The organism is Ensifer sp. EB106-03-01-XG145 (genome assembly GCF_058792075.1).
In genome coordinates this window covers 140,728-161,813 of sequence record NZ_JBYTEC010000011.1, presented here as the reverse complement: position 1 = coordinate 161,813, position 21,086 = coordinate 140,728, and the positions used below count along the sequence as shown (strand labels likewise).

Below are 21,086 nucleotides of genomic sequence, written 5' to 3'. Positions count from 1 at the left end.
GGAAGACATCATGGATACGAGAGCAAGGCCGGATATCTCCGGCCGGATCGGCGCCCTGCGGCGCAAGCTTGCGGAAACCGGGCTCGACGGCTACGTCGTGCCGCGCTTCGATGAGCATCAGGGCGAATATTGCGCGCCGCACGACAATCGCCTGGCTTTCGTCACCGGGTTCACCGGTTCCGCCGGCGTGGCGATCGTCATGCGCGACCGCGCCGCCATCTTCGTCGATGGCCGCTACCAGGTGCAGGTGCGCGACGAAGTGGATCTCGACACCTTTGCGATCGAGCACTTTTACGATGCGCCGCTCAAGGAGTGGCTGAGGAACAACCTGCGCAAGGGCGAGCGCGTCGGCTTCAACGCCATGCTGCTGCCATCGACCTGGGATGCGGACTGCGGCCGTTCGGTCGAGGCGGCAGGTGGCCTTTGGACGCCTGTCGACGACGACCTTGTCGACGCGATCTGGGCCGATCAGTCGGAAAAGCCGCTCGGCAAGATCATGGCCTTTCCGGTTGCCTATTCCGGCGAAAGCGTCGCCGAGAAGAAGCGCCGCATCGCCGCCATGCTGGCGGAGCAGGGGGCGGACCTGCTGATCGAGGCGCAGCCGGACAATATCGCCTGGTTTCTCAACGTTCGCGGTCGTGACGTTGCCTTCAACCCGATGCCGCAGTCCTTCCTGATCTTCGATCGCGCCGGGCAAACCGAATGGCTTGTCGATCATCGCAAGCTGCCGAACGACCTCTCGGATTTCGAGCTTGACGATGTCGCGATTGCCGAACCCGGGAAACTGCTTGAGCGCGTCAAGGCGATGGCGGCCGGGCGCACGGCGTTGATCGACCCGGGTTTTGCCCCGTCTGCGGCGGCGCATGCGACGCGGACCGCTGGCGGAACCGTGCAACTGGTGCGAAGCCCAATCACGCTTGCCAAGATGCACAAGAACGCGACCGAGCTTGCCGGCTTTCGCGATTGCCACCGTCTCGATGGCGCGGCCTGGATCCGCTTTTTCGCCTGGCTTGAACAAAATGCCGCCGATCGGGATGCGAGCGGCCGGCCGGTGAGCGAACTCGAGGCGGAGGAGCGCATCCTCGGTTACCGGCAGATGGAGGAAAGCTTCGTCGAGCCAAGCTTCCGGTCGATCTCGGCGGCCGACGGCCACGCGGCAATGTGCCATTACGCGGCGACGCATGAGACCAGCGCGCCGATCAAGAGGGGCGGGGTCTACCTGCTCGACAGTGGCGGTCAGTATCTGACGGGCACCACCGACGCGACCCGCACGACCGCGATAGGTCCGGTCAGCGACGAGATCAGGCGTGCCTACACGGCGGTGCTGAAGGGGCTGATCTCCATGGTAACGCTGAAGTTTCCCAAGGGAACCTACGGCCACCAGCTCGACGCCTTCGCCCGTCGTCCCCTGTGGGATCTCGGGCTCGACTATGACCACGGGACTGGTCACGGCGTTGGCCACTTCCTTTCGGTCCATGAACAGCCCCAGCGCTTCGATCGCCGCGTCAACGAGATCGAGCTAAAGCCCGGCATGGTGACGACGATAGAGCCCGGCTACTACAAGGCCGGCGCCTACGGCATCCGCATCGAGAACCAGGTGGAGGTGGTGGACGATGGTGACGGTTTCCTGAGCTTCCGCAGCCTGACGCTGGTGCCGATCGACCTGCGGCTCGCCGACTTGGATTTGCTGACCGCAGCCGAGCGGACGTGGATCGATGCCTATCATGGCCGGGTCGTACAGGAATTGGACGGGCTGCTCGATCAGGAGACGGTCGGCTGGCTGGCCGAACGGACAGCACCGGTCGGCGCGTGATCGCTTTTTGGCCGTTTTTCCCTTCGCGGCCTTGCATGACGGACAGTATTGTGGCGGCGGGCCGATTGGTCCGCCGCTATTCTCTTTCTGATGGGCGGTCGCTCGGCGGTCGTGTGCGGTGCCTTTCATTCAAATGTGACTCCTCTTGCTCGCACGGTACCGTTTGTGATATTTTTCACAAAGATTGTTCGGGCCGCGCAAGGCTGCAGGACTTTTCTGACACGGAAGAAATCATGGTCAGCCGCAAGACAGCCCGCATCATCCAGCTCGCCGACGCGCTTTCGGGGCGGAGAGTTCTGCATCTGCGCGATGCTGCGGCCCTGCTTGGCGTCTCGGAAATGACGATCCGCCGCGACGTTGCCGACAATCCCGGCCAGTTCGCCTTTCTCGGAGGGCATATCGTGCCGGCGGGAGAGATTGAGCCCGATGCGCCCTATGAGCTTGCGCGCGAAGCCGACAGCCATGCGGCCGCCAAGCGCGAGGCCTGTGTCCACGCCGCCCGCCATATCCGGCCGGACGAGACGATCTTCATCGATTGCGGCACCACCTTGGAATACCTCGTCGATCTCATTCCGGAGGATTATTCAATAACGGCAGTGTGTTATTCGCTCAACGTGGCGGAGAAGCTGACGCACAAGCCCAATGTCCGCATCGTCATGCTGGGCGGCGTCTATCACCCGTCATCGGCATCCTTCTCCGGCAATTCCGGGCTGGAAACGCTCGATTCGCTCGGCATCAACGTTGCCTTCCTTTCGGCGGCGGGCGTTGATCCGGGCCGAGGGGCGACCTGCGTGCATTTCCACGAGGTGTCGGTAAAGCAGAAGGTCATTTCGCTTGCCCGCGAGAACCATCTCGTCATCGATCTCAGCAAGATCGGCAAGCTGAAGCCGGCGTTTTTCGCGCCTCTTCACGTCTTTCGATCTGTCATTACCGAAGAGGGCGAAACCCTGGTCCCGGGGCAGTAATCGCGGCTGGATCAAAAATATTACGAATTCGTCAAAATCCGGACGCTTCGCTTGACACCCTCAGTATTTGATGGAATAGTCACAAAAAATCGGTAGAAAAATAACAAAATTGACGATCTCCACGGCTGCGCCCCGGGTGTAGAGTTGTGCCGTGACAGGGAGTTCAAGGAGCCATCGCTTGGAAGACCTAGCTGTGAAGTCAGGCGCGACGAAACCCGCGCAATCGCCGGCGGCGGGCCATAACTGGCCGCGCAACAACGGCATGGATCTCGACCTCGGCTGGGTGCTGGACCAGCGCGTCAACCTGTCTGCCGCCGAGCGCCGCGTTGCGACGCTGCCCGGCCGTCGGACGGTCAAGAAGGACGCCCAGGCCGCCTGGCTGCTGAAGGCCGTCACCTGCATCGACCTCACGACCCTCAACGGCGACGATACGACCGAGCGCGTCAAGCGTCTCTGCGCCAAGGCGCGGCAGCCCGTGCGCCAGGATCTGCTCGACGCGCTTGGCATGGGCGGTCGCGGTATCACGACCGGTGCTGTCTGCGTCTATCATCGTTTCGTTTCGACCGCCGTCGAGGCGCTTGACGGTTCGGGCATTCCCGTCGCCGCGGTTTCCACCGGCTTTCCGGCCGGTCTTATCCCGCACGATGTGAAGCTGCGCGAGATCGAGGCCTCGGTTGCCGATGGCGCCAGGGAAATCGACATCGTCATTACCCGCGAGCATGTTCTCACTGGCAACTGGCAGGCGCTCTATGACGAGATGCGTGACTTCCGCGCCGCCTGCGGCGACGCCCATGTGAAGGCGATCCTCGCCACCGGCGACCTGAAGACGCTGCGCAACGTCGCGCGCGCTTCGCTCGTCTGCATGATGGCCGGTGCCGATTTCATAAAGACCTCGACCGGCAAGGAAGGCGTCAACGCCACCCTGTTGGTGACGCTTGTCATGCTGCGCATGATCCGTGCCTATCAGGAACAGACCGGCCTCAAGGTCGGCTACAAGCCCGCCGGCGGCATTTCCGCGGCCAAGGACATCCTGAACTACCAGTTCCTGATGAAGGACGAACTCGGCCGTGAATGGCTCGAGCCGGATCTCTTCCGCATCGGCGCATCGAGCCTGCTTGCCGATATTGAGCGTCAGCTCGAGCACCACGTGACCGGCGCCTATTCGGCCCTCAACCGACACCCGATTGGATGATCCCGATGACTGTCGCAAGGTATTTTGACGAAATGTCCTACGGCCCCGCGCTCGAAGCCGACACCGAAGCCCGCCAATGGCTGGCGCGCCACAAGGGCGAGTTCGGCCACTTCATCAACGGCGCTTTTGTCGCGTCTGCTACCGGCAAGTCTTTCGACACGAGCGAGCCGGCCACGGGCAAGCTCCTGGCGAAAATTGCGCTCGGCGGCTCCAAGGACGTCGACGATGCGGTTGCCGCCGCCCGCAAGGCGCAAGGACCCTGGGCGAAGCTTCCGGGTCATGCCCGGGCGCGGCATCTCTATGCACTCGCCCGCATGATCCAGCGCCATGCGCGTCTGATCGCCGTCGTCGAGGCGATCGACAATGGCAAGCCGATCCGCGAAACCCGCGACATCGATATCCCGCTTGCCGCCCGCCACTTTTATCATCACGCCGGCTGGGCGCAGCTGCAGGAAACCGAATTCGCCGATCAGGTGCCGGTCGGCGTCGTCGGCCAGGTCATCCCCTGGAACTTCCCGTTCCTGATGCTCGCCTGGAAGGTCGCGCCGGCTCTGGCGCTCGGCAATACCGTCATCCTGAAGCCGGCGGAATTCACGCCGCTAACGGCGTTGCTCTTCGCTGAACTTGCTGCCGCTGCCGGTCTGCCGGCCGGTGTGCTGAACGTCGTGACCGGCGAGGGCGAAACCGGCGCGCTGATCGTCGAGCATTCGGATATCGACAAGATCGCCTTTACAGGCTCGACGGAGGTCGGCCGGCTCATTCGCGAACGCACCGCCGGCACCGGCAAGTCGCTGACGCTGGAACTCGGCGGCAAATCGCCTTTCATCGTCTTTGACGATGCCGACATCGACGGCGCCGTTGAGGGTGTGGTGGACGCCATTTGGTTCAACCAGGGCCAGGTTTGCTGCGCCGGTTCGCGCATCCTCGTGCAGGAAGGCGTGGCGCCGCTCTTCTACGAGCGTTTGAAGCGCCGCATGCAGACGCTTCGTGTCGGCCATCCGCTCGACAAGGCAATCGATATGGCGGCGATCGTCGCGCCGGTGCAGTTGCAGCGGATCGAAAGCCTGGTTGCCAAGGGCGTCGCCGAAGGGGCCGCTCTGCATCAGCCGTCGATCGAACTGCCGAAGGGCGGCAGCTTCTATCCGCCGACCTTGCTGACCGGCGTGCAGCCAACCTCGATCGTCGCGACCGAAGAGATCTTCGGGCCGGTCGCCGTCTCGATGACCTTCCGCACCCCGGAAGAGGCGATCCAGCTTGCCAACCACACGCGCTACGGCCTTGCCGCCAGCGTCTGGAGCGAGACCATCGGCCTGGCGCTGCACGTCGCGGCAAAGCTCGCCGCCGGCGTCGTCTGGGTCAACGCCACCAATCTCTTCGACGCGTCCGCCGGTTTCGGCGGCAAGCGCGAGTCCGGCTTCGGCCGCGAGGGCGGTCGCGAGGGCTGCTATGAATATCTGAAGCCGAAGGCATGGCTTGGCCGCAAGCTCAGGGCGGCGGTCGCCGAACCGGCGCTGAAACCGGTCGCTGGTGATTTCGCCCTGCCGACCGTCGACCGCACCGCCAAGCTCTATATCGGCGGCAAGCAGGCGCGGCCGGACGGCAATTACAATCGCAACGTTCTTTCGCCCAAGGGCAAGGTGCTCGGCGAGGTTGGCGAGGGCAATCGCAAGGATATCCGCAACGCCGTCGTCGCGGCGCAAGCGGCATCCGCCTGGTCCTCCGCAACGACGCACAACCGCGCCCAGATCCTCTACTACATTGCCGAAAACCTCAGCGGCCGTGCCGAGGAATTCGCCGATCGCATTGCCGACATGACCGGTGCTTCGGCCGCCAATGCCAAGGCGGAGGTCGAAGCCTCGATCGCGCGCCTGTTTACCTACGGCGCTTGGGCCGACAAGTACGAAGGTGCGGTGCACCAGCCGCCGCTTCGCGGTGTCGCACTTGCCATGCCCGAGGCGATCGGCGTCGTCGGCGTGATCTGCCCGCCGGAAGCACCGCTTCTCGGTATGATCAGCCTCGTCGCGCCGTTGATCGCCACCGGCAACCGGGTCGTCGTCGTGCCGAGCGAGCCGCATCCGCTGGCGGCGACCGATTTCTACACCGTTCTGGAAACGTCCGACGTTCCGGCCGGCGTCGTCAACATCGTCACCGGGTCGGCGATCGAGCTGGCAAAGACGCTTGCAAGCCACAACGACGTCGACGCCCTCTGGGCTTTCGGCACGCCTGAACTTTCGACGCTGGTCGAGAAACTCTCGTCCGGCAACCTGAAGCGGACCTTCGTCGATTACGGCAAGGTGACGAACTGGCTCGACCGTGACGCCGCGGAAGGCCCGGCCTATCTGCGCCGCGCGACCGACGTCAAGAACATCTGGATCCCCTACGGCGAGTAGGGGGGGCTCCACGCGCGGGGCGGAGGGAGCCGGCTCGCGCGATGGAAAAGTGAACAGTTGGGGAGACGCGTTTGTCCTGAACGGGAAACGCATATGGTGCGGCCGCGACGGCATGGCGCCTGGAGGAGGACTGTATGCTCAAGAATATCGACCCGGCCCTTAATGCCGACGTGTTGCACGCGTTGAGATCCATGGGGCACGGCGACACGGTCGTCATTTCCGACACCAATTTCCCGTCCGACGCCATTGCCCGCAAGACGACGCTCGGCACGCTGCTGCGCATCGACAATGTCTCGGCGGCGCGTGCGGTCGAAGCGGTGCTTTCCGTGCTGCCCCTCGACACGCCGCTGCAGCCTTCGGCCGGCCGTATGGAGGTGATGGGAGCGCCGGATGAAGTCCTGCCGGTGCAGCAGGAAGTCCAGTCGGCGATCAATCGCGCTGAAGGCAAGTCGGCGCCCATGTACGGCATCGAACGTTTCGCCTTCTACGAGGAAGCCAAGAAGGCCTATTGCGTCATCACCACGGGCGAGACGCGGTTCTATGGCTGCTTTCTCTTCACCAAGGGCGTGATCCCGCCCAAGACCTGACGGACCGCCTGCGCGGTCTCCGCGCGGTGCTAGATGACACATGAAATCGCGAGAGATTGCCTGGGCACACCGTTTTCTGCGGTGCGGTCGCAGGGGGAGGTTTGAATGAAGGTTGGTGTTTCGATCCTTGGTATCTTCGTGGCCGATACGGCCTATCTGGCGCGGCGCATGCCGGTTGTCGGTGAAACGATTACCGGCAGCGGCTTTTCCGTCGGACCAGGCGGCAAGGGTTCGAACCAGGCGGTAGCTGCAGCGCGGGCCGGCAGTCCGGTGTCCTTCATCTCCAAGCTCGGTCGCGACACCTTCGGCGAGATGGCGCTGCGCACCTATGTCGAAGCCGGCGTGACGCCGAAGATCGGGCAGATGGACGATCTGCCGACGGGTGCCGCCTTCATCTACGTCAACGACCAGAACGGCGAGAACGCCATCATCGTGTATCCGGGTGCTGCCGGCTCGATCAGTATCGATGATGTCGAGGCTGCCCGCGAGACGATCGAGGGATCGCGCGTCTTCGTCACTCAGCTGGAGCAACCGGTTGCCGCAGCGCAACGCGCACTCGAGATCGCCCATGCCGCCGGCGTCACCACTGTCTTCAACCCGGCGCCCGCCGAACCTTTCCCGGATGCGATCTACCCGCTCTGCGACTACCTCGTGCCGAACGAGACCGAGGCTGCAGCCATCGTCGGCTTTGCGCTGTCCTCGGGGGATGATGTTCGCCGCGCCGGCGACGCGATCCTGAAGAAGGGCGCCAAGACGGCACTGATCACGCTCGGCGAACGCGGCGTGCTCTACCACAACCACGACCAGTCCGTGCTGGTGCCCGCGATCGCCAGCGGACCGGTGATCGACACGACCGGGGCAGGGGATGCCTTCGTCGGCGGCTTTTCTGCAGCGCTGGCGCGTGGGCTCGCGCCGGTCGAGGCGGTGCGCTTCGGTTGCGCGACCGCCGGCATCGCGGTCAGCCGTCGTGGCACGGCGCCGGCCATGCCGACGCTTGCCGAGATCGAGGCGCTGCTGGCGAGAGGGGCGACCGCATGACGCGCAACGACCCAATCAAGCATTTCTTCATTTGGCCCGCCCTCATCATCGTCCTGCTGATCTCCATCTTCCCGCTGGTCTATTCGCTGACCACCAGTTTCATGAGCATGCGGCTCGTGCCGCCGACGCCATCGCGCTTCGTCGGTTTCGGCAATTACCTGGATCTGCTTCAGAACCCACGCTTCTGGCACGTGGCGGGAACGACGACGCTGATCGCCTTCATCTCCGTCGGGCTGCAATATGTGATCGGCCTTTCGGTGGCGCTGGCGCTGAATTCACGGGTGCCGGGCGAGGGCATCTTTCGCGTGAGCTTCCTGTTGCCGATGCTGGTGGCACCAGTTGCCGTCGCGCTGATCGCCCGCCAGGTGCTCAATCCGACGATGGGGCCGCTCAACGAGGTAATGACCGCGCTCGGCTTTCCCAATCTTCCGTTCCTCACCCAGACGAGCTGGGCGCTCGGATCGATCATCGCCGTCGAGGTGTGGCAATGGACGCCCTTCGTTATCCTCATGCTGCTTGCGGGGTTGCAGACCCTGCCGGATGATGTCTACGAGGCAGCCGCGCTCGAAAACGCCACGCCCTGGCAGCAGTTTCGCGACATCACCTTTCCGATGCTGCTGCCGATCTCGGTCGCCGTCGTCTTCATCCGCCTGATCGAGAGCTACAAGATCATCGACACGGTCTTCGTCATGACCGGCGGCGGGCCGGGGATTTCGACGGAGACGCTGACGCTGTTTGCCTATCAGGAAGGCTTCAAGAAGTTCAACCTCGGCTACACCTCGGCGCTTTCCTTCCTGTTCCTGATCGTCATTACAGTGATCGGCCTCGTCTATCTGGCGGTCCTGAAACCCTATCTGGAGAAGCACAAATGAGCGTGCGCACTCTCAAGGGAAAACGGCGCTGGCTGGCGCTCGGCGGCTGCCTGATCTGGCTCGCCATCACCTTCTTTCCGCTCTACTGGGTGTTGATCACCTCGTTCAAGACGCCGATCGCCGTCGTTGGCGGGCCGACCTATCTGCCGTTCGTCGATTTCGAGCCGAGCTTTACAGCCTGGAGCGAGCTTCTGTCGGGCCAGCGCGGCCAGTTCTTTAGCACCTTCATGGCATCGACGATCATCGGCCTTTCGGCATCGATTGCCGCGACCTTCATCGGCGCCATGGCGGCCTATGCGCTGGTGCGCTTCACCTTCCGCTTCCGGTTGCTCTCGGCGCTGATCTTCGTTGTGATCGCCTTCGGCGGCTTCCTTCTCGGCCGCCATGTGCTGGGCTTCGGTCAGGGCATCTCGCTGATCTATGCCTTTGTCGCAGCACTTGCACTCGCGGTGATCTCGAGCAGATTCCGTCTGCCGGGGCCGGAGCTCGGCAACAACGACATCGTCTTCTGGTTCGTCAGCCAGCGCATGTTCCCGCCGATCGTCGCGGCCTTCGCTCTCTACCTGATGTACACGGAGATGGGCAAACTCGGCTTCAAGCTGGTCGACAGCTATATCGGCCTGACCTTTGCCTATATCGCGTTTTCGCTTCCGATCGTCATCTGGCTGATGCGTGACTTCTTCGAGGCGCTGCCGGTCGAGGTTGAGGAAGCCGCGATGGTCGACAACGTGCCGTCCTGGCGGATCTTCTTCGGCATCGTCCTGCCGATGTCGAAACCGGGGCTGATCGCCACCTTCATGATCACGCTTGCCTTCGTCTGGAACGAGTTTCTGTTTGCGCTGTTCCTGACCAATTCCAAATGGCAGACGCTGCCCATCCTCGTCGCCGGCCAGAACAGCCAGCGCGGCGACGAATGGTGGGCGATTTCCGCTGCCGCTCTCGTTGCCATCATCCCGATGATGGTCATGGCCGGACTTTTGAGCCGGCTCATGCGCTCCGGCCTGCTTCTTGGAGCGATCAAGTAACCAACCCGCTTTGGCATGCATTCATTCACAGGGAGGATAGAATGAGGAAATTGCTACTGGCTTCTGTATCTCTTGCCACACTCGCGATGGGGAGCGCGGGAACGGCGCTTGCCTGCGATCCGGATTACACCGGCGTTGAATTGACGGCGACCACACAGACCGGCCCATACATCGCCTCGGCGCTGCAGCTTGCAGCCAAGGGCTGGGAAGAAAAGACCTGCGGCAAGGTTAAAGTCGTCGAGTTCCCGTGGTCGGAACTCTATCCGAAGATCGTGACCTCGCTGACATCGGGCGAAGACGCCTTCGACGTGATTGCCTTTGCCCCGGCCTGGGCGCCCGACTTTACCGACTTCCTGTCGGAAATGCCGGCCGACATGCGCAAGGGCGCCGACTGGGAGGATATCGCGCCTGTCTATCGTGAACAGCTGATGGTCTGGAACGGCAAGGTCTTGTCGCAGACGATGGACGGCGACGCCCATACATACAGCTACCGCATCGACCTCTTCGAGAACGCCGACAACCAGAAGGCCTTCAAGGCCAAGTACGGTTACGACCTGGCGCCGCCGAAGACCTGGAAGCAGTATCTCGACATCGCCGAATACTTCAACCAGCCGACCAACAACCTCTGGGGCACGGCGGAAGCCTTCCGCCGCGGCGGCCAGCAGTTCTGGTTCCTGTTCAGCCACGTTGCCGGCTATACCAGCCACCCGGACAATCCCGGCGCCATGTTCTTCAATCCGGAGACGATGGACGCCCAGGTCAACAATCCCGGCTGGGTTCGTGGCCTCGAGGAGTACATACGCGCCTCGAAACTCGCGCCGCCGAACGCGCTGAACTTCTCCTTCGGTGAAGTGAACGCCGCCTTCGCCGGCGGGCAAGTGGCGGAATCGATCGGCTGGGGCGATACCGGCGTCATCGGCGCCGACCCGAAGCAGTCTAAGGTCGCCGGCAATGTCGGCTCGGCACCGCTGCCGGGATCGGACGAGATCTGGAACTACAAGACGAAGAAGTGGGACAAGTTCGACCATGTCGTCCAGACCTCCTTCATGGCCTTCGGCGGCTGGCAGGCGGCGGTTCCCGCAACCTCGACCAAGCAGGAGGCGGCCTGGAACTATATCCAGTACCTGACGAGCCCGGCCGTTTCCGGCCAGGCGGCAATCACCGGCGGTACAGGTGTCAATCCCTATCGCATCTCGCACACGACGAACCTCGATCTCTGGTCGAAGATCTTCTCCGAGCGCGAAGCGAAGGAGTATCTCGGCGCGCAGAAGGACGCGGTTACCGCCAAGAACATCGCGCTCGACATGCGCCTGCCCGGCTACTTCTCCTACACCGAGGTGCTGGAGATCGAGCTTTCCAAGGCGCTTGCCGGCGAAGTGACGCCGCAACAGGCGCTCGATAGCGTCGCCGAGCAGTGGAACAAGCTGACCGACGAGTTCGGCCGCGACAAGCAGCTTGCCGCCTATCGCGCCTCGATGGGGCTGCCTCAGGAATAACGAGACTGCGCCCGCCCCGAGACGTTCGGGGCGGGCCTCAAGCGCCCGGGCAAGACCGGGTATCGACAGCAGCAAAGGTTTCCGCATGTCACAGGTCCGACTGGAGCAGATCACCAAGTCCTTCGGGAACGTCACCGTCATTCCGCCGCTCGATCTTCAGATTGCGGATCGCGAGTTCGTCGTGCTCGTCGGGCCGTCCGGCTGCGGCAAGACAACGACCCTCAGGATGATCGCCGGTCTTGAAACCGCGACCTCTGGTTCGATCAGGATTGGCGAACGCGACGTCACGGATCTGCGCCCTGGCTTGCGCAATTGCTCCATGGTGTTCCAGAACTACGCGCTCTATCCGCACATGACGGTCGCCGAAAACATCGGCTACGGCATGAAGGTGCGCGGCACGCCGAAGGCGGAGGTCGATAAGGCGGTGACGGATGCCGCCCGCATCCTCAATCTCGGTGCCTATCTTGGCCGCAAGCCGAGCGCGTTATCGGGCGGCCAGCGCCAGCGCGTGGCGATCGGTCGGGCGATCGTGCGCCAGCCCGATGTCTTTCTTTTCGACGAGCCGTTGTCCAACCTCGACGCCAAGCTGCGCATCGAAATGCGCACCGAAATCAAACTGTTGCATCGGCGTCTTCAGACGACCGCCGTCTACGTCACCCACGACCAGGTGGAAGCCATGACCATGGCCGATCGCGTCGTCGTTATGAACCAGGGGCGTATCGAGCAGGCAGCCGACCCGATCACGCTTTACGAGGCGCCCGCCAATCTCTTCGTCGCCGCCTTCATCGGCGCGCCCAGCATGAATTTCATCGAAGGGCGGCTTGAAGGCGGTGATGGCGGTTTGCAGTTCAAGGGTGATGGTGATGTGGCCATCAAGGTTCCGGAGCACCGCGCTGGAAAGCTCGGCGCTTTTGCGGGCAAGGACGTCGTCCTCGGCATCCGCCCGGAACATACGATGGCCGCGGACGCTGGAGCGCCGACCGTGAAGCTGACGGTGCGCGACGTCGAGCCGCTTGGGCCTCACACGCTGGCGCTCGGCAAGGTGGGCCAAGCCGCCTTCACGGCGCAGGTTCACGCTGCGTCACGCATCGGCCCAGATGACCAGATCGAGGTGCCGATCGAGGCGGCGAAGATACACTTCTTTCTGGAGGAAACTGGCAAAGCGATCGGCCGCTGACCGGAAAGGGGGGCCGAAGGCGGTGACGCCCCCGGCCTGCCGTATTACTTCTGCTCGGCGCGGGCGGCGGCGAGGAAGGCGAGTTTCGCCGGCATTTCCAGATGCTTGGAGAGTGCGACGCGCTCAGGCGTGTAGTGATGCTCGACGTCGAGGCAGTTGACCGTGCCGAGCAGTTCGCCGCCGACAACAACCGGAATGTTCGCAACCGAACCGCAGCCGAGCGACCAGATGGTTTCGTGGTCGCCGAAGACCTTGGAGATGTCGACGATGGTGTTGGCGACGAAGGTCTGGTGTGCCTTGTGCACGATGTCGAACCAGCTGTCGTAGCGGATCGGCTTGGTGCCGGAGGTCGGGTATTCCTCAGGGTGCGAGGTATAGGCGCGGCGGGCGACTTCATTGACCATGTCGACCGTCATGATGGTGAAAAGCTTGGCGCCGATCACCTGGCGGCAAAGCGTCTGCAGCGCGGTCCATACCGCATCAGCATCGGTTGTCTTGGCAATCGCCGCGTCGAATTCCGCCAGCGCGGCAGCGATCTGTTCACTGTTCATGCTATGTCCTTGGGGTTACTCGATATTTTAGAGCGGTTGCGGGCGAAGACCGCCCGCACTTTCAGTTTCCCGCTCTAGTTGGCATGCGCGGCGCTGATCTGCATCAGCTCACGCGAATAGGGATCCTTGAGGTCGCCGCGCTTGAGATCGGTGACATCGGCCACCTCGACGATACGGCCCTGCCGCATGACGGCGAGCCGATCGCAAAGGAACGAGACGACGGCCAGATTGTGGGTGACCATCAGGAAGGTGAGGTTCTGCTCGCGCCTGAGGCGCTTCAGCAGATTGAGAATTTCGGCCTGGACCGAGACGTCGAGCGCCGAGGTCGGCTCGTCGAGCAGCAGCACCTTCGGCTTCAGCATGAGTGCCCGGGCGATCGCCACGCGCTGGCGCTGGCCGCCCGAGAGCTGGTGCGGGAAGCGGAAACGGAACTTGCGATCGAGCCCGACGGAGGCCATGACTTCCTCGATCCGCGCATTGCGGTCGCCGATGCCATGGATGGTCAAGGCTTCTCCGAGCGTCGCATCGACGGTCTTGCGCGGGTGCAGCGAGCCATAGGGGTCCTGGAATACCATCTGGCACTGGCGCGAAAAGGCGCGGTCGATGCCATGGCCGCGGGGTGAGCCGAGCACGGTGATTTCGCCCGTCCACTCCGGCGCGAGGCCGGCTATCGCCTTCAATACGGTCGATTTGCCCGAGCCGCTTTCGCCGACGAGGGCAAAGCTCTCGCCGTCGGCGATGTCGAGATTGACGTCGTGGGTGATCTGCACGTCGCCATAGGAGATGTCGAGGTTCTTGAGAGAAAGCGCGGTCATGCCTTGGCCCATGCGCTGCGGTCGAGTACCGGCAGCTCGTCCCGTGTTTCGTCGAGGCGCGGAATGGAGGCGATCAGCCCGCGCGTATAGGGATGTTTCGCCTCCATCAGTTCGCCGGCCTTGCACTCCTCGACCACCTCGCCGGTGTTCATCACGAGGATGCGGTCGCAATAGCTGGAGACGAGGTTCAGGTCGTGGCTGATGAAGATCAGCCCCATGCCCTTGCGCTTCACCAGTTCGTCGATGATGTCGAGCACCTGCGCCTGCACGGAAACGTCGAGTGCCGAGGTCGGCTCGTCGGCGATCAGCAGGTCCGGCTCGGGGATCAGCATCATCGCGATCATCACGCGTTGCCCCATGCCGCCCGAGACTTCATGCGGATAGAGCCGGGCGACGCGTTCCGGATCGGCGATGCGCACCGATTCCAGCATCGCGAGCATGCGGTTGTTGACCTCACGGCGCGGCAGCTTCCGGTGCGTCAGCAGTGCTTCGGCAATCTGCTCGCCAATGGTCATGACAGGGTTCAGCGAGAACTTCGGGTCCTGCATCACCATGGAGATGCGGGCGCCGCGAATGGCGCGCATCTGCCGTTCGGACTGTTTCAAGAGGTCGATGCCGTCGAAGACGAGCTTGTCGGCGGTGACGCGACCCGGCGCCCGGATCAACTGCAGGATCGAGCGGCCGGTCATTGATTTTCCCGAGCCGCTTTCGCCGACGATGCCCAAGCGCTCGCGGCCGAGTGTGAAGGAGATGCCGCGTACCACTTCGAGGTCGCCACGGGGCGTCGGAAACGTGACGCGCAGCTTTTCGATTTCGAGAAGATTGCTCATCAGCGCTGCTCCCCGCTCTTCGGGTCCAGCACGTCGCGCAGACCATCGCCCAGGAAGCAGAAGCCGAGGCTGACGAGAATGATGGCAAAGCCCGGCATGGTTGCGACCCACCACTGGTCGAGAATGAACGAACGGCCACGCGAGATCATCGCGCCCCATTCGGGAAGCGGCGGCTGGGCGCCAAGACCGATGAAGCCGAGGCCGGCGGCCGTCAGGATGATGCCGGCCATGTCGAGCGTGACGCGGACAATCATCGACGAGGTGCAGAGCGGCAGCACGTGGCCGAGATTGACGCGCAGGCTCGAAGCGCCGAGTAGCCGCACCGCCGAAATGAACTCGGAGTTCTTGAAGGTCAGCGTCTCTGCACGGGCGACACGGGCGTAGCCCGGCCAGGAGGTGATGGCGATGGCGATGATCGCATTTTCGATGCCGGGGCCAAGAGCGGCGACGAAGGCCAGTGCCAGGATCAGCTTCGGCAGCGACAGGAAGATGTCGGTGATGCCCATGAGGATGCGATCGACCCAGCCGCCGAAATAGCCGGCGGCAACGCCGATCACCAGGCCGGCGGGGGCTGCGAGCACGGCGACGAGCGTGACGATCGCAAGCGTGATGCGCGCGCCGTAGACGACGCGGGACCAGATGTCGCGGCCGAGTTCGTCGGTTCCCATCCAGTGGGCGCCACTCGGCGGCAGCAGGCGTTCGCCGAGCGACTGGCGCAGCGGATCATGGGTGGCGAGCCAAGGCGCGAACAGAGCCGTCAACACCAGGGCCAGGATGATGATAGCGCCGACGACGGCAAGCGGATTGCGCATCAGCGCGCCGAAGATGCGGTAGAAACGTCCGAGGCGCGCCTGCATCGGCGAGGCAGGGCTGTCGTCGATCAGCCAGTCGCGAAGTGTGGTCATGTCCGACTCCTCTTAGCGTGCACGCGGATCGAGCACGCGATAGAGCACGTCCGAAATCTTGTTGATGCCGATGAAGACCGCGCCGATGACGAGGGTCGAGCCGAGCACCGCCGACATGTCGGCGTTGAGCAGGGCGACGGTCAGGTAGTTGCCGATGCCCGGCCAGGAGAAGATCGTCTCGATCATGACGGAGCCTTCGAGCAGGCCGGCATAGGAAAGACCGATGACGGTGATCAGCGGCACGCGGATCGGTCGGAAGGCGTGGCGCCAGATGACGAGGCGCTCCGGCACGCCCTTGACCCGCGCGGTGGTGACATATTCCTGGCTCAACTGGTCGAGCATGAAGGAGCGGGTCATGCGGGCGATATAGGCGAGCGAAAAGAAGCCGAGGCAGGAGGCCGGAAGGATCAGGTGCCAGACGGCGTTGCGGAAGATCTCCCATTCGCCTGCGATGATGCTGTCGACAAGGATGAGCCCGGTGATCGGCGTCACCATGCCGTCATAGAAGATGTCGACCCGCCCCGGGCCGCCGACCCATTTCAGCCGCGCATAAAAGACGGCAAGGCCGACAAGGCCGAGCCAGAAGGCGGGCACCGAATAGCCGAGCAGGCCGATGACGCGGATGCCCTGATCGAGCCACGAGCCGCGGCGGGCGGCTGCAAAAACGCCGAGTGGGACGCCGATCAGCACGCCGAGGATGATGCCGAGTGTCGCCATCTCGAGCGTCGCCGGGAAGACACGGGCAAGGTCTTCGATAACCGGCTTGCCGGTGGAAACCGAGGTGCCAAAATTGCCGGTGGCGACATCGCCGACATAGCTGACGAACTGGGTGATCAGCGGCTGGTCGAGCCCCATTTCCTGGCGGACGCGCTCATAGACCACAACGGGCGCGCGGTCGCCGACGACAGCGAGAACCGGGTCGATCGGCACGATGCGGCCGATGAAGAAGGTGATCGCGAGCAGGCCAAGGAAGGTTATCGCGAGCGTAACCAGGAAGCCCACCAATGAGCTAAGGCGCTGCCGGCTCCGGCTAGGTCTGGAGGCGCGGCGTACCGGCGTTGCTGCTGTGGTGCTGTCATTTGCCACGTGGCGATTCCATCCCTCTTCGCTTGCGGTCTGTCTTGTCGATAGCGCAAAAATTCGCTTGGAGTATATAAATAAGTTTGCTTAAATCAAAAAAATTTTACTGGGGGAGGAGAGCGTGAGCGTTCCGTCGGATGACGAAGCCACGTCCGGGAAAAGCACCGGGGCAGGGCAGCCGAAGGTAGGCGCGCTGGTGCGCGCGCGTCGGCGGCAGATGCATATGACGCTGCAGGCGCTGAGCGATGCGGCGGGCGTTTCCGTCGGTTATCTCAGCCAGATCGAGCGCGATCTCGCCATGCCCTCGCTTGGCACGCTGGCCCAGATTGCCCAGGGGCTCGGCGCCGAGCTCAACCACTTCATCCTCGCCCCGGCGATCGATACCGGCCTCTCGCGCGCCGAGGGGCGCATGGTGTTTTCGGTCGGCGGCTCGCCGGTTTCCTATGAGCGGATCGGCGCCGATTTTGCCGGCAACCAGCTTTCGAGCTTCGTCATCACCATTCCGCCGGGACACCGTTCCGAGGTCTTCAGTCATGAGGGCGAGGAGCTCGTCTACATGCTCGAAGGGGAGATCCTGTTCGGGCTCGACGGCGACGAGACCACGCTGTCCCCCGGCGACGGCCTGCATTTCCGCGGCATCCAGCCCCACTACTGGTGGAACAAGACGGACACGCCCGTGCGGCTGATCTGGACCGGCACGCTGCCGCTCTTCCGGTTGCGCGCATCCCAATCCAACGAGACCGGTACGCCGAAATCGGCGCTGAAGCCGGCGATGACAAAAACCAAGCCTCATCGAAAATAGGAGAATGATGATGAGAATGTTCAAGGCCGCGGTGTTCGCGGCGTCCCTGATGATGAGCGTAGCGCCGGCCGCACTCGCCGAAACGCCGGCGGAAGTGCTGGTCGTGGCGCAGAACATCGACGACATCGTCAGCATCGACCCGGCCGAAGCCTACGAGTTTTCTTCGGGCGAATACGTCACCCAGACCTATGACCGCCTGGTGCAGTACGATGCGCCCGACGTGAAGAAGTTGGCGCCGGGCCTCGCCTCCGAATGGACGGCCGACGATGCCGCCAAGACGATCACCTTCACGCTGCGCGATGGTGTCACCTTCACCTCCGGCAACCCGCTGCGCGGCGAAGACGTCGTCTATTCCTTCAAGCGCGTCGTCGTTCTCAACAAGGCGCCTGCCTTCATCCTGACGCAGCTTGGCTGGACGCCTGAAAACATCGACAAGATGGTGACCGCCGACGGCAACAAGGTCACGATCAAGTATGAAGGCGACTTCTCGTCGGCTTTCGTTCTCAACGTTCTCGCCGCCCGTCCGGCATCGGTCGTCGACGCGGAAACCGTCAAGGCGAATGAAGCCGGTGGCGACTTCGGCAATGCGTGGCTCAAGGCCAATTCGGCCGGCACCGGTCCCTTCGTGCTCAAGGCCTTCCGCGCCGGCGAACTGCTGAACCTCCAGAGCAACCCGAACTATTTCGGCGGCGCTCCTGTGATCAAGGGCGTCATCATCCGTCACGTGGCTGAAGCCGCGACCCAGCAGCTGATGCTGCAGACCGGCGACGTCGACATGGCCAAGAACTTGACGCCGGACCAGGTTTCGGGTCTCGAAGGCAAGGACGGCGTGAAGGTCGAGTCCTACCCGCAGGCCGCCGTGCACTTCCTGTCGTTCAACCAGAAGAACACGGCACTACAGCCGGAAGCCGTCTGGGAAGCCGCCCGCTACCTCGTGGACTACAAGGGCATGACCGACAGCTTCCTGAAGGGTCAGATGGAAGTTCACCAGGCCTTCTGGCCGAAGGGCTTCCCGGGCTCGCTCGATGAAACGCCCTACAGCTACGACGTCGAAAAGGCGAAGAAGATCCTCGCCGACGCCGGTATCAAGACGCCGATCAAGGTAACCCTCGACGTCATCAACTCGACGCCGTTTACCGACATGGCACAGTCGCTGCAGGCATCGTTCGCGGAAGCCGGCATCAACTTCGAGATCATCCCGGGCACTGGCAGCCAGGTGATCACCAAGTACCGTGCGCGCACCCACGAAGCCATGCTGCTCTATTGGGGCCCGGACTTCATGGACCCGCATTCGAACGCCAAGGCCTTCGCCTATAACGAAGACAATGCCGACGACAAGTATCAGTCGACGACCACGTGGCGTAACGGCTGGGCCGTGCCGGCGGAACTCAACGAAGCGACCAAGGCAGCGCTCAAGGAAGCCGATCCGGCCAAGCGCGACGGGCTCTATGTCGACCTGCAGCGCAAGGTGCAGGAAAAGTCGCCGATCGTGATCATGTTCCAGGCAGCGACGCAGGTTGCGATGAAGGACAAGGTCGAGGGCTACGTCAACGGCGCGACGTCGGACTTCGTGTTCTACCGCCTGGTGAAGAAGAACTGATCGAACATCGCTCTTGCGCCGTTCTTCAAAGGCGCACATATCAACGCCCTGGGCCTTGCGGCCCGGGGCGACGTGTTTCTGCCGACAACGATAGTGTCGGTTCGGAGAATTCTGGGAAGGTTTGCGAGATGGCGGATGTGAAGGTGAGAACGCGTGAAACCGGTGCGACGGCCGTGGTCGGCAGAACCGGCTTTCCGCATGTGACTTCGGTAACCGGCGGCGAACTCGATATCGTTACCGGCCCGTCGCAGGCGGGTTACGGCCCGCTCGATCTGCTTTACGCCTCGCTCGCAAGCTGCCTGGTCTTGAGCGCCCGCATTGCAGCCAGCCGCTACGGCGTGTTCGACCGACTGACGGAGGTAAGTGCCAAGGTGACCGGCGAGAAGGCCCATGACGAACCCTCCCGCGTTGCCAAGTTCAACATCGTCTTCGACATCAAAGGCGATTTCGACGATGCGGTCCGTCATGCGATCGCGGAAGCCGCCGAAAACGAGATCTGCACCGTCAGCAACACCATTCGCGGCAATCCGGAATTCGTGACTGAGTTCAGTCACTGACGGTCCAAGGTCTAAACATCAAGGGCGGGTGCCACCGGCAGCCCGCCCTTTTTGCGCACAACTATGGGGAAGAACTCAGGCCGGCTGCGGCACCAGCGCTTCCGGCTGGCGCCGGCCGATCGTCAGGACTAGCAGGGCGGCGACGATGCAGAGCATTCCGGCGGCGATCAGCGCCGGCGCGTAGGTTTCGAGCGACGTCCGGCTTGCGCCAGCGAGGAAGGTCGCACTGGCGGCGCCGAGCTGATGGCCGGTAAAAACCCAGCCGAAGACGAGACCGGCCCGTTCCGGGCCGAAGCGTTCGGCCGAGAGCTTCACGGTCGGCGGAACCGTCGCGACCCAGTCTAGGCCGTAGAAGATCGCGAAGATCGACAGCGTGTAGATGTTGAAGCCGCTGAACGGCAGGAACATCAGCGAGAGACCACGCAGGCCATAGAACCAGAAGAGCAGCCAGCGGTTGTCGTAGCGATCCGAAAGCCAGCCGGAGCCGACGGTCCCGATGAGATCGAACACGCCGATCAGCGCCAGGAGGCTGGCCGCGGCGACGGCGGCAATACCCACATCACCGCAGATCGAAACCCAATGGGTCTGGATCAGGCCGTTGGTGCTGAAACCGCAGACGAAGAAGGTGGCGAACAACACCCAGAAGGTGTTGGTCTTCGCGGCGTCGGAAAGCGCCCTGATCGGTGCCATCAGCAGAGCCCCGAAGCTCTTTGCCTTCGGCGCCGCCGGCACCATCTGTTTCGAGCCGAAGGGCGCGAGGCCGAGATCACCAGGGCGATCCTGCATCAGCAACAGGACCAGTGTGAGGGCTGCCATGAGGATGACGATGATCAGCGTCAGTGCCGAGCGCCAGCCGATCGTTTCCGTGAGAGACGCGAGCAGCGGCAGGAACACCAGCTGCCCCGTGGCGTTGCTGGCGGTCATCAGTCCCACGACGAGCCCGCGTCGCTTGTCGAACCAGCGTGTCGCGACCGTCGCGCCGAGAACCAGCGCCGTCATGCCGGTGCCGACGCCCAACACCACGCCCCAGATCGCGACGAGGTGCCAGAGCTCCGTCATGTAGAAGGAGGCGGCGATGCCGGCGATGATCAGGACCAGCGCCGCGGAAACGACCGGGCGTACCCCGAAGTGGTTCATGAACGATGCTGCGAACGGTCCGAGCAGACCGAACAGGCAAAGGCGGATCGCCAGCGCCAGCGAGATCTGGGCATTCGACCAGCCGAACTCGGTTTCAAGCGGCTTGATCAGCACGCCGGCCGAGCCCATCGCTCCCGCAGTAGACAGCATGACCAGGAAGGTGACGGCGGCCACAGCCCAGCCGTAATGGATATTGCGTTTGGCTAGATAACGCGCAAGCGCCGGACCGAGCATAGTCGACTTCCTTTCGTCCG

The 21,086-nt window shown here is 63.2% G+C and carries 19 protein-coding genes; 13 read left to right on the top strand and 6 right to left on the bottom strand.

The features are described from left to right. The first annotated feature begins 10 nt into the window (after positions 1-10). From AC3WWH_RS23935 to AC3WWH_RS23890, 10 genes are all read left to right on the top strand, one after another. On the top strand, positions 11-1,813 hold the full coding sequence (locus AC3WWH_RS23935; RefSeq protein WP_058325027.1) for a M24B family metallopeptidase: 1,803 nt from the start codon (positions 11-13) through the stop codon (positions 1,811-1,813). Between the two features lie 233 nt (positions 1,814-2,046). Further along, positions 2,047-2,778 carry a DeoR family transcriptional regulator gene (locus AC3WWH_RS23930; protein WP_058325026.1) on the top strand — a complete coding sequence of 244 codons (732 nt, stop codon included), beginning with the start codon at positions 2,047-2,049 and terminating at the stop codon, positions 2,776-2,778. A gap of 178 nt (positions 2,779-2,956) precedes the next feature. Further along, positions 2,957-3,970: a deoxyribose-phosphate aldolase gene (gene deoC / locus AC3WWH_RS23925; protein ID WP_058325025.1), complete on the top strand. Its 1,014-nt coding sequence runs from the start codon at positions 2,957-2,959 to the stop codon at positions 3,968-3,970. Positions 3,971-3,975: 5 nt separating this feature from the next. Next, positions 3,976-6,360: an aldehyde dehydrogenase family protein gene (locus tag AC3WWH_RS23920; RefSeq protein ID WP_058325024.1), complete on the top strand. Its 2,385-nt coding sequence runs from the start codon at positions 3,976-3,978 to the stop codon at positions 6,358-6,360. Positions 6,361-6,494: 134 nt separating this feature from the next. Further along, positions 6,495-6,947 (top strand): RbsD/FucU family protein, encoded by a 453-nt coding sequence (locus AC3WWH_RS23915; RefSeq protein WP_058325023.1) that lies wholly within the window; start codon positions 6,495-6,497, stop codon positions 6,945-6,947. 105 nt (positions 6,948-7,052) lie between these two features. Then, complete coding sequence (gene rbsK / locus AC3WWH_RS23910; protein WP_113398816.1) at positions 7,053-7,985, top strand: ribokinase; 933 nt, start codon at positions 7,053-7,055, stop codon at positions 7,983-7,985. Beyond that, entirely contained in the window at positions 7,982-8,857 is an 876-nt protein-coding gene (locus AC3WWH_RS23905) for a carbohydrate ABC transporter permease (protein ID WP_058325021.1), read from the top strand. The genes rbsK and AC3WWH_RS23905 overlap by 4 nt, the downstream gene beginning before the upstream one ends. Next, positions 8,854-9,882: a carbohydrate ABC transporter permease gene (locus AC3WWH_RS23900; protein WP_058325020.1), complete on the top strand. Its 1,029-nt coding sequence runs from the start codon at positions 8,854-8,856 to the stop codon at positions 9,880-9,882. Before AC3WWH_RS23905 ends, AC3WWH_RS23900 begins: the two co-directional genes overlap by 4 nt. 41 nt (positions 9,883-9,923) lie before the next feature. After that, positions 9,924-11,378, top strand: a complete 1,455-nt coding sequence (locus AC3WWH_RS23895) for an ABC transporter substrate-binding protein (RefSeq protein WP_058325019.1) — start codon at positions 9,924-9,926, stop codon at positions 11,376-11,378. An 85-nt stretch (positions 11,379-11,463) separates the two neighbouring features. Further along, complete coding sequence (locus tag AC3WWH_RS23890; protein ID WP_492377294.1) at positions 11,464-12,555, top strand: ABC transporter ATP-binding protein; 1,092 nt, start codon at positions 11,464-11,466, stop codon at positions 12,553-12,555. Positions 12,556-12,599: 44 nt separating this feature from the next. Here the strand turns inward: AC3WWH_RS23890 and AC3WWH_RS23885 are convergent, their stop codons facing one another. From AC3WWH_RS23885 to AC3WWH_RS23865, 5 genes are all read right to left on the bottom strand, one after another. Further along, positions 12,600-13,106 carry a GAF domain-containing protein gene (locus tag AC3WWH_RS23885; RefSeq protein ID WP_058325017.1) on the bottom strand — a complete coding sequence of 169 codons (507 nt, stop codon included), beginning with the start codon at positions 13,104-13,106 and terminating at the stop codon, positions 12,600-12,602. Positions 13,107-13,180: 74 nt separating this feature from the next. Next, positions 13,181-13,921, bottom strand: a complete 741-nt coding sequence (locus tag AC3WWH_RS23880; RefSeq protein ID WP_058325081.1) for an ABC transporter ATP-binding protein — start codon at positions 13,919-13,921, stop codon at positions 13,181-13,183. Next, a complete protein-coding gene (locus tag AC3WWH_RS23875; protein WP_492377293.1) occupies positions 13,918-14,751 on the bottom strand; it encodes an ABC transporter ATP-binding protein in 834 nt (277 codons plus the stop codon). Before AC3WWH_RS23875 ends, AC3WWH_RS23880 begins: the two co-directional genes overlap by 4 nt. After that, positions 14,751-15,656 carry an ABC transporter permease gene (locus tag AC3WWH_RS23870; protein WP_058325015.1) on the bottom strand — a complete coding sequence of 302 codons (906 nt, stop codon included), beginning with the start codon at positions 15,654-15,656 and terminating at the stop codon, positions 14,751-14,753. The genes AC3WWH_RS23875 and AC3WWH_RS23870 overlap by 1 nt, the downstream gene beginning before the upstream one ends. Before the next feature lie 12 nt (positions 15,657-15,668). Then, positions 15,669-16,661 carry an ABC transporter permease gene (locus AC3WWH_RS23865; RefSeq protein WP_156433247.1) on the bottom strand — a complete coding sequence of 331 codons (993 nt, stop codon included), beginning with the start codon at positions 16,659-16,661 and terminating at the stop codon, positions 15,669-15,671. Between the two features lie 196 nt (positions 16,662-16,857). On the opposite strand from AC3WWH_RS23865, the gene AC3WWH_RS23860 reads away from it, so the two are divergent. The 3 genes from AC3WWH_RS23860 to AC3WWH_RS23850 all read left to right on the top strand — a co-directional run bounded on the left by AC3WWH_RS23860 (position 16,858) and on the right by AC3WWH_RS23850 (position 19,695). Then, entirely contained in the window at positions 16,858-17,538 is a 681-nt protein-coding gene (locus AC3WWH_RS23860; RefSeq protein WP_058325013.1) for a helix-turn-helix domain-containing protein, read from the top strand. Between the two features lie 10 nt (positions 17,539-17,548). After that, positions 17,549-19,138 carry an ABC transporter substrate-binding protein gene (locus tag AC3WWH_RS23855; protein WP_058325080.1) on the top strand — a complete coding sequence of 530 codons (1,590 nt, stop codon included), beginning with the start codon at positions 17,549-17,551 and terminating at the stop codon, positions 19,136-19,138. Between the two features lie 128 nt (positions 19,139-19,266). Beyond that, positions 19,267-19,695, top strand: coding sequence for an OsmC family protein (locus AC3WWH_RS23850; protein ID WP_058325012.1), 429 nt, complete (start codon positions 19,267-19,269; stop codon positions 19,693-19,695). 75 nt (positions 19,696-19,770) lie between these two features. Here AC3WWH_RS23850 and AC3WWH_RS23845 read toward each other — a convergent pair whose 3' ends face one another. Beyond that, positions 19,771-21,066, bottom strand: a complete 1,296-nt coding sequence (locus tag AC3WWH_RS23845) for an MFS transporter (protein WP_058325011.1) — start codon at positions 21,064-21,066, stop codon at positions 19,771-19,773. Between the last annotated feature and the right edge of the window lie 20 nt (positions 21,067-21,086).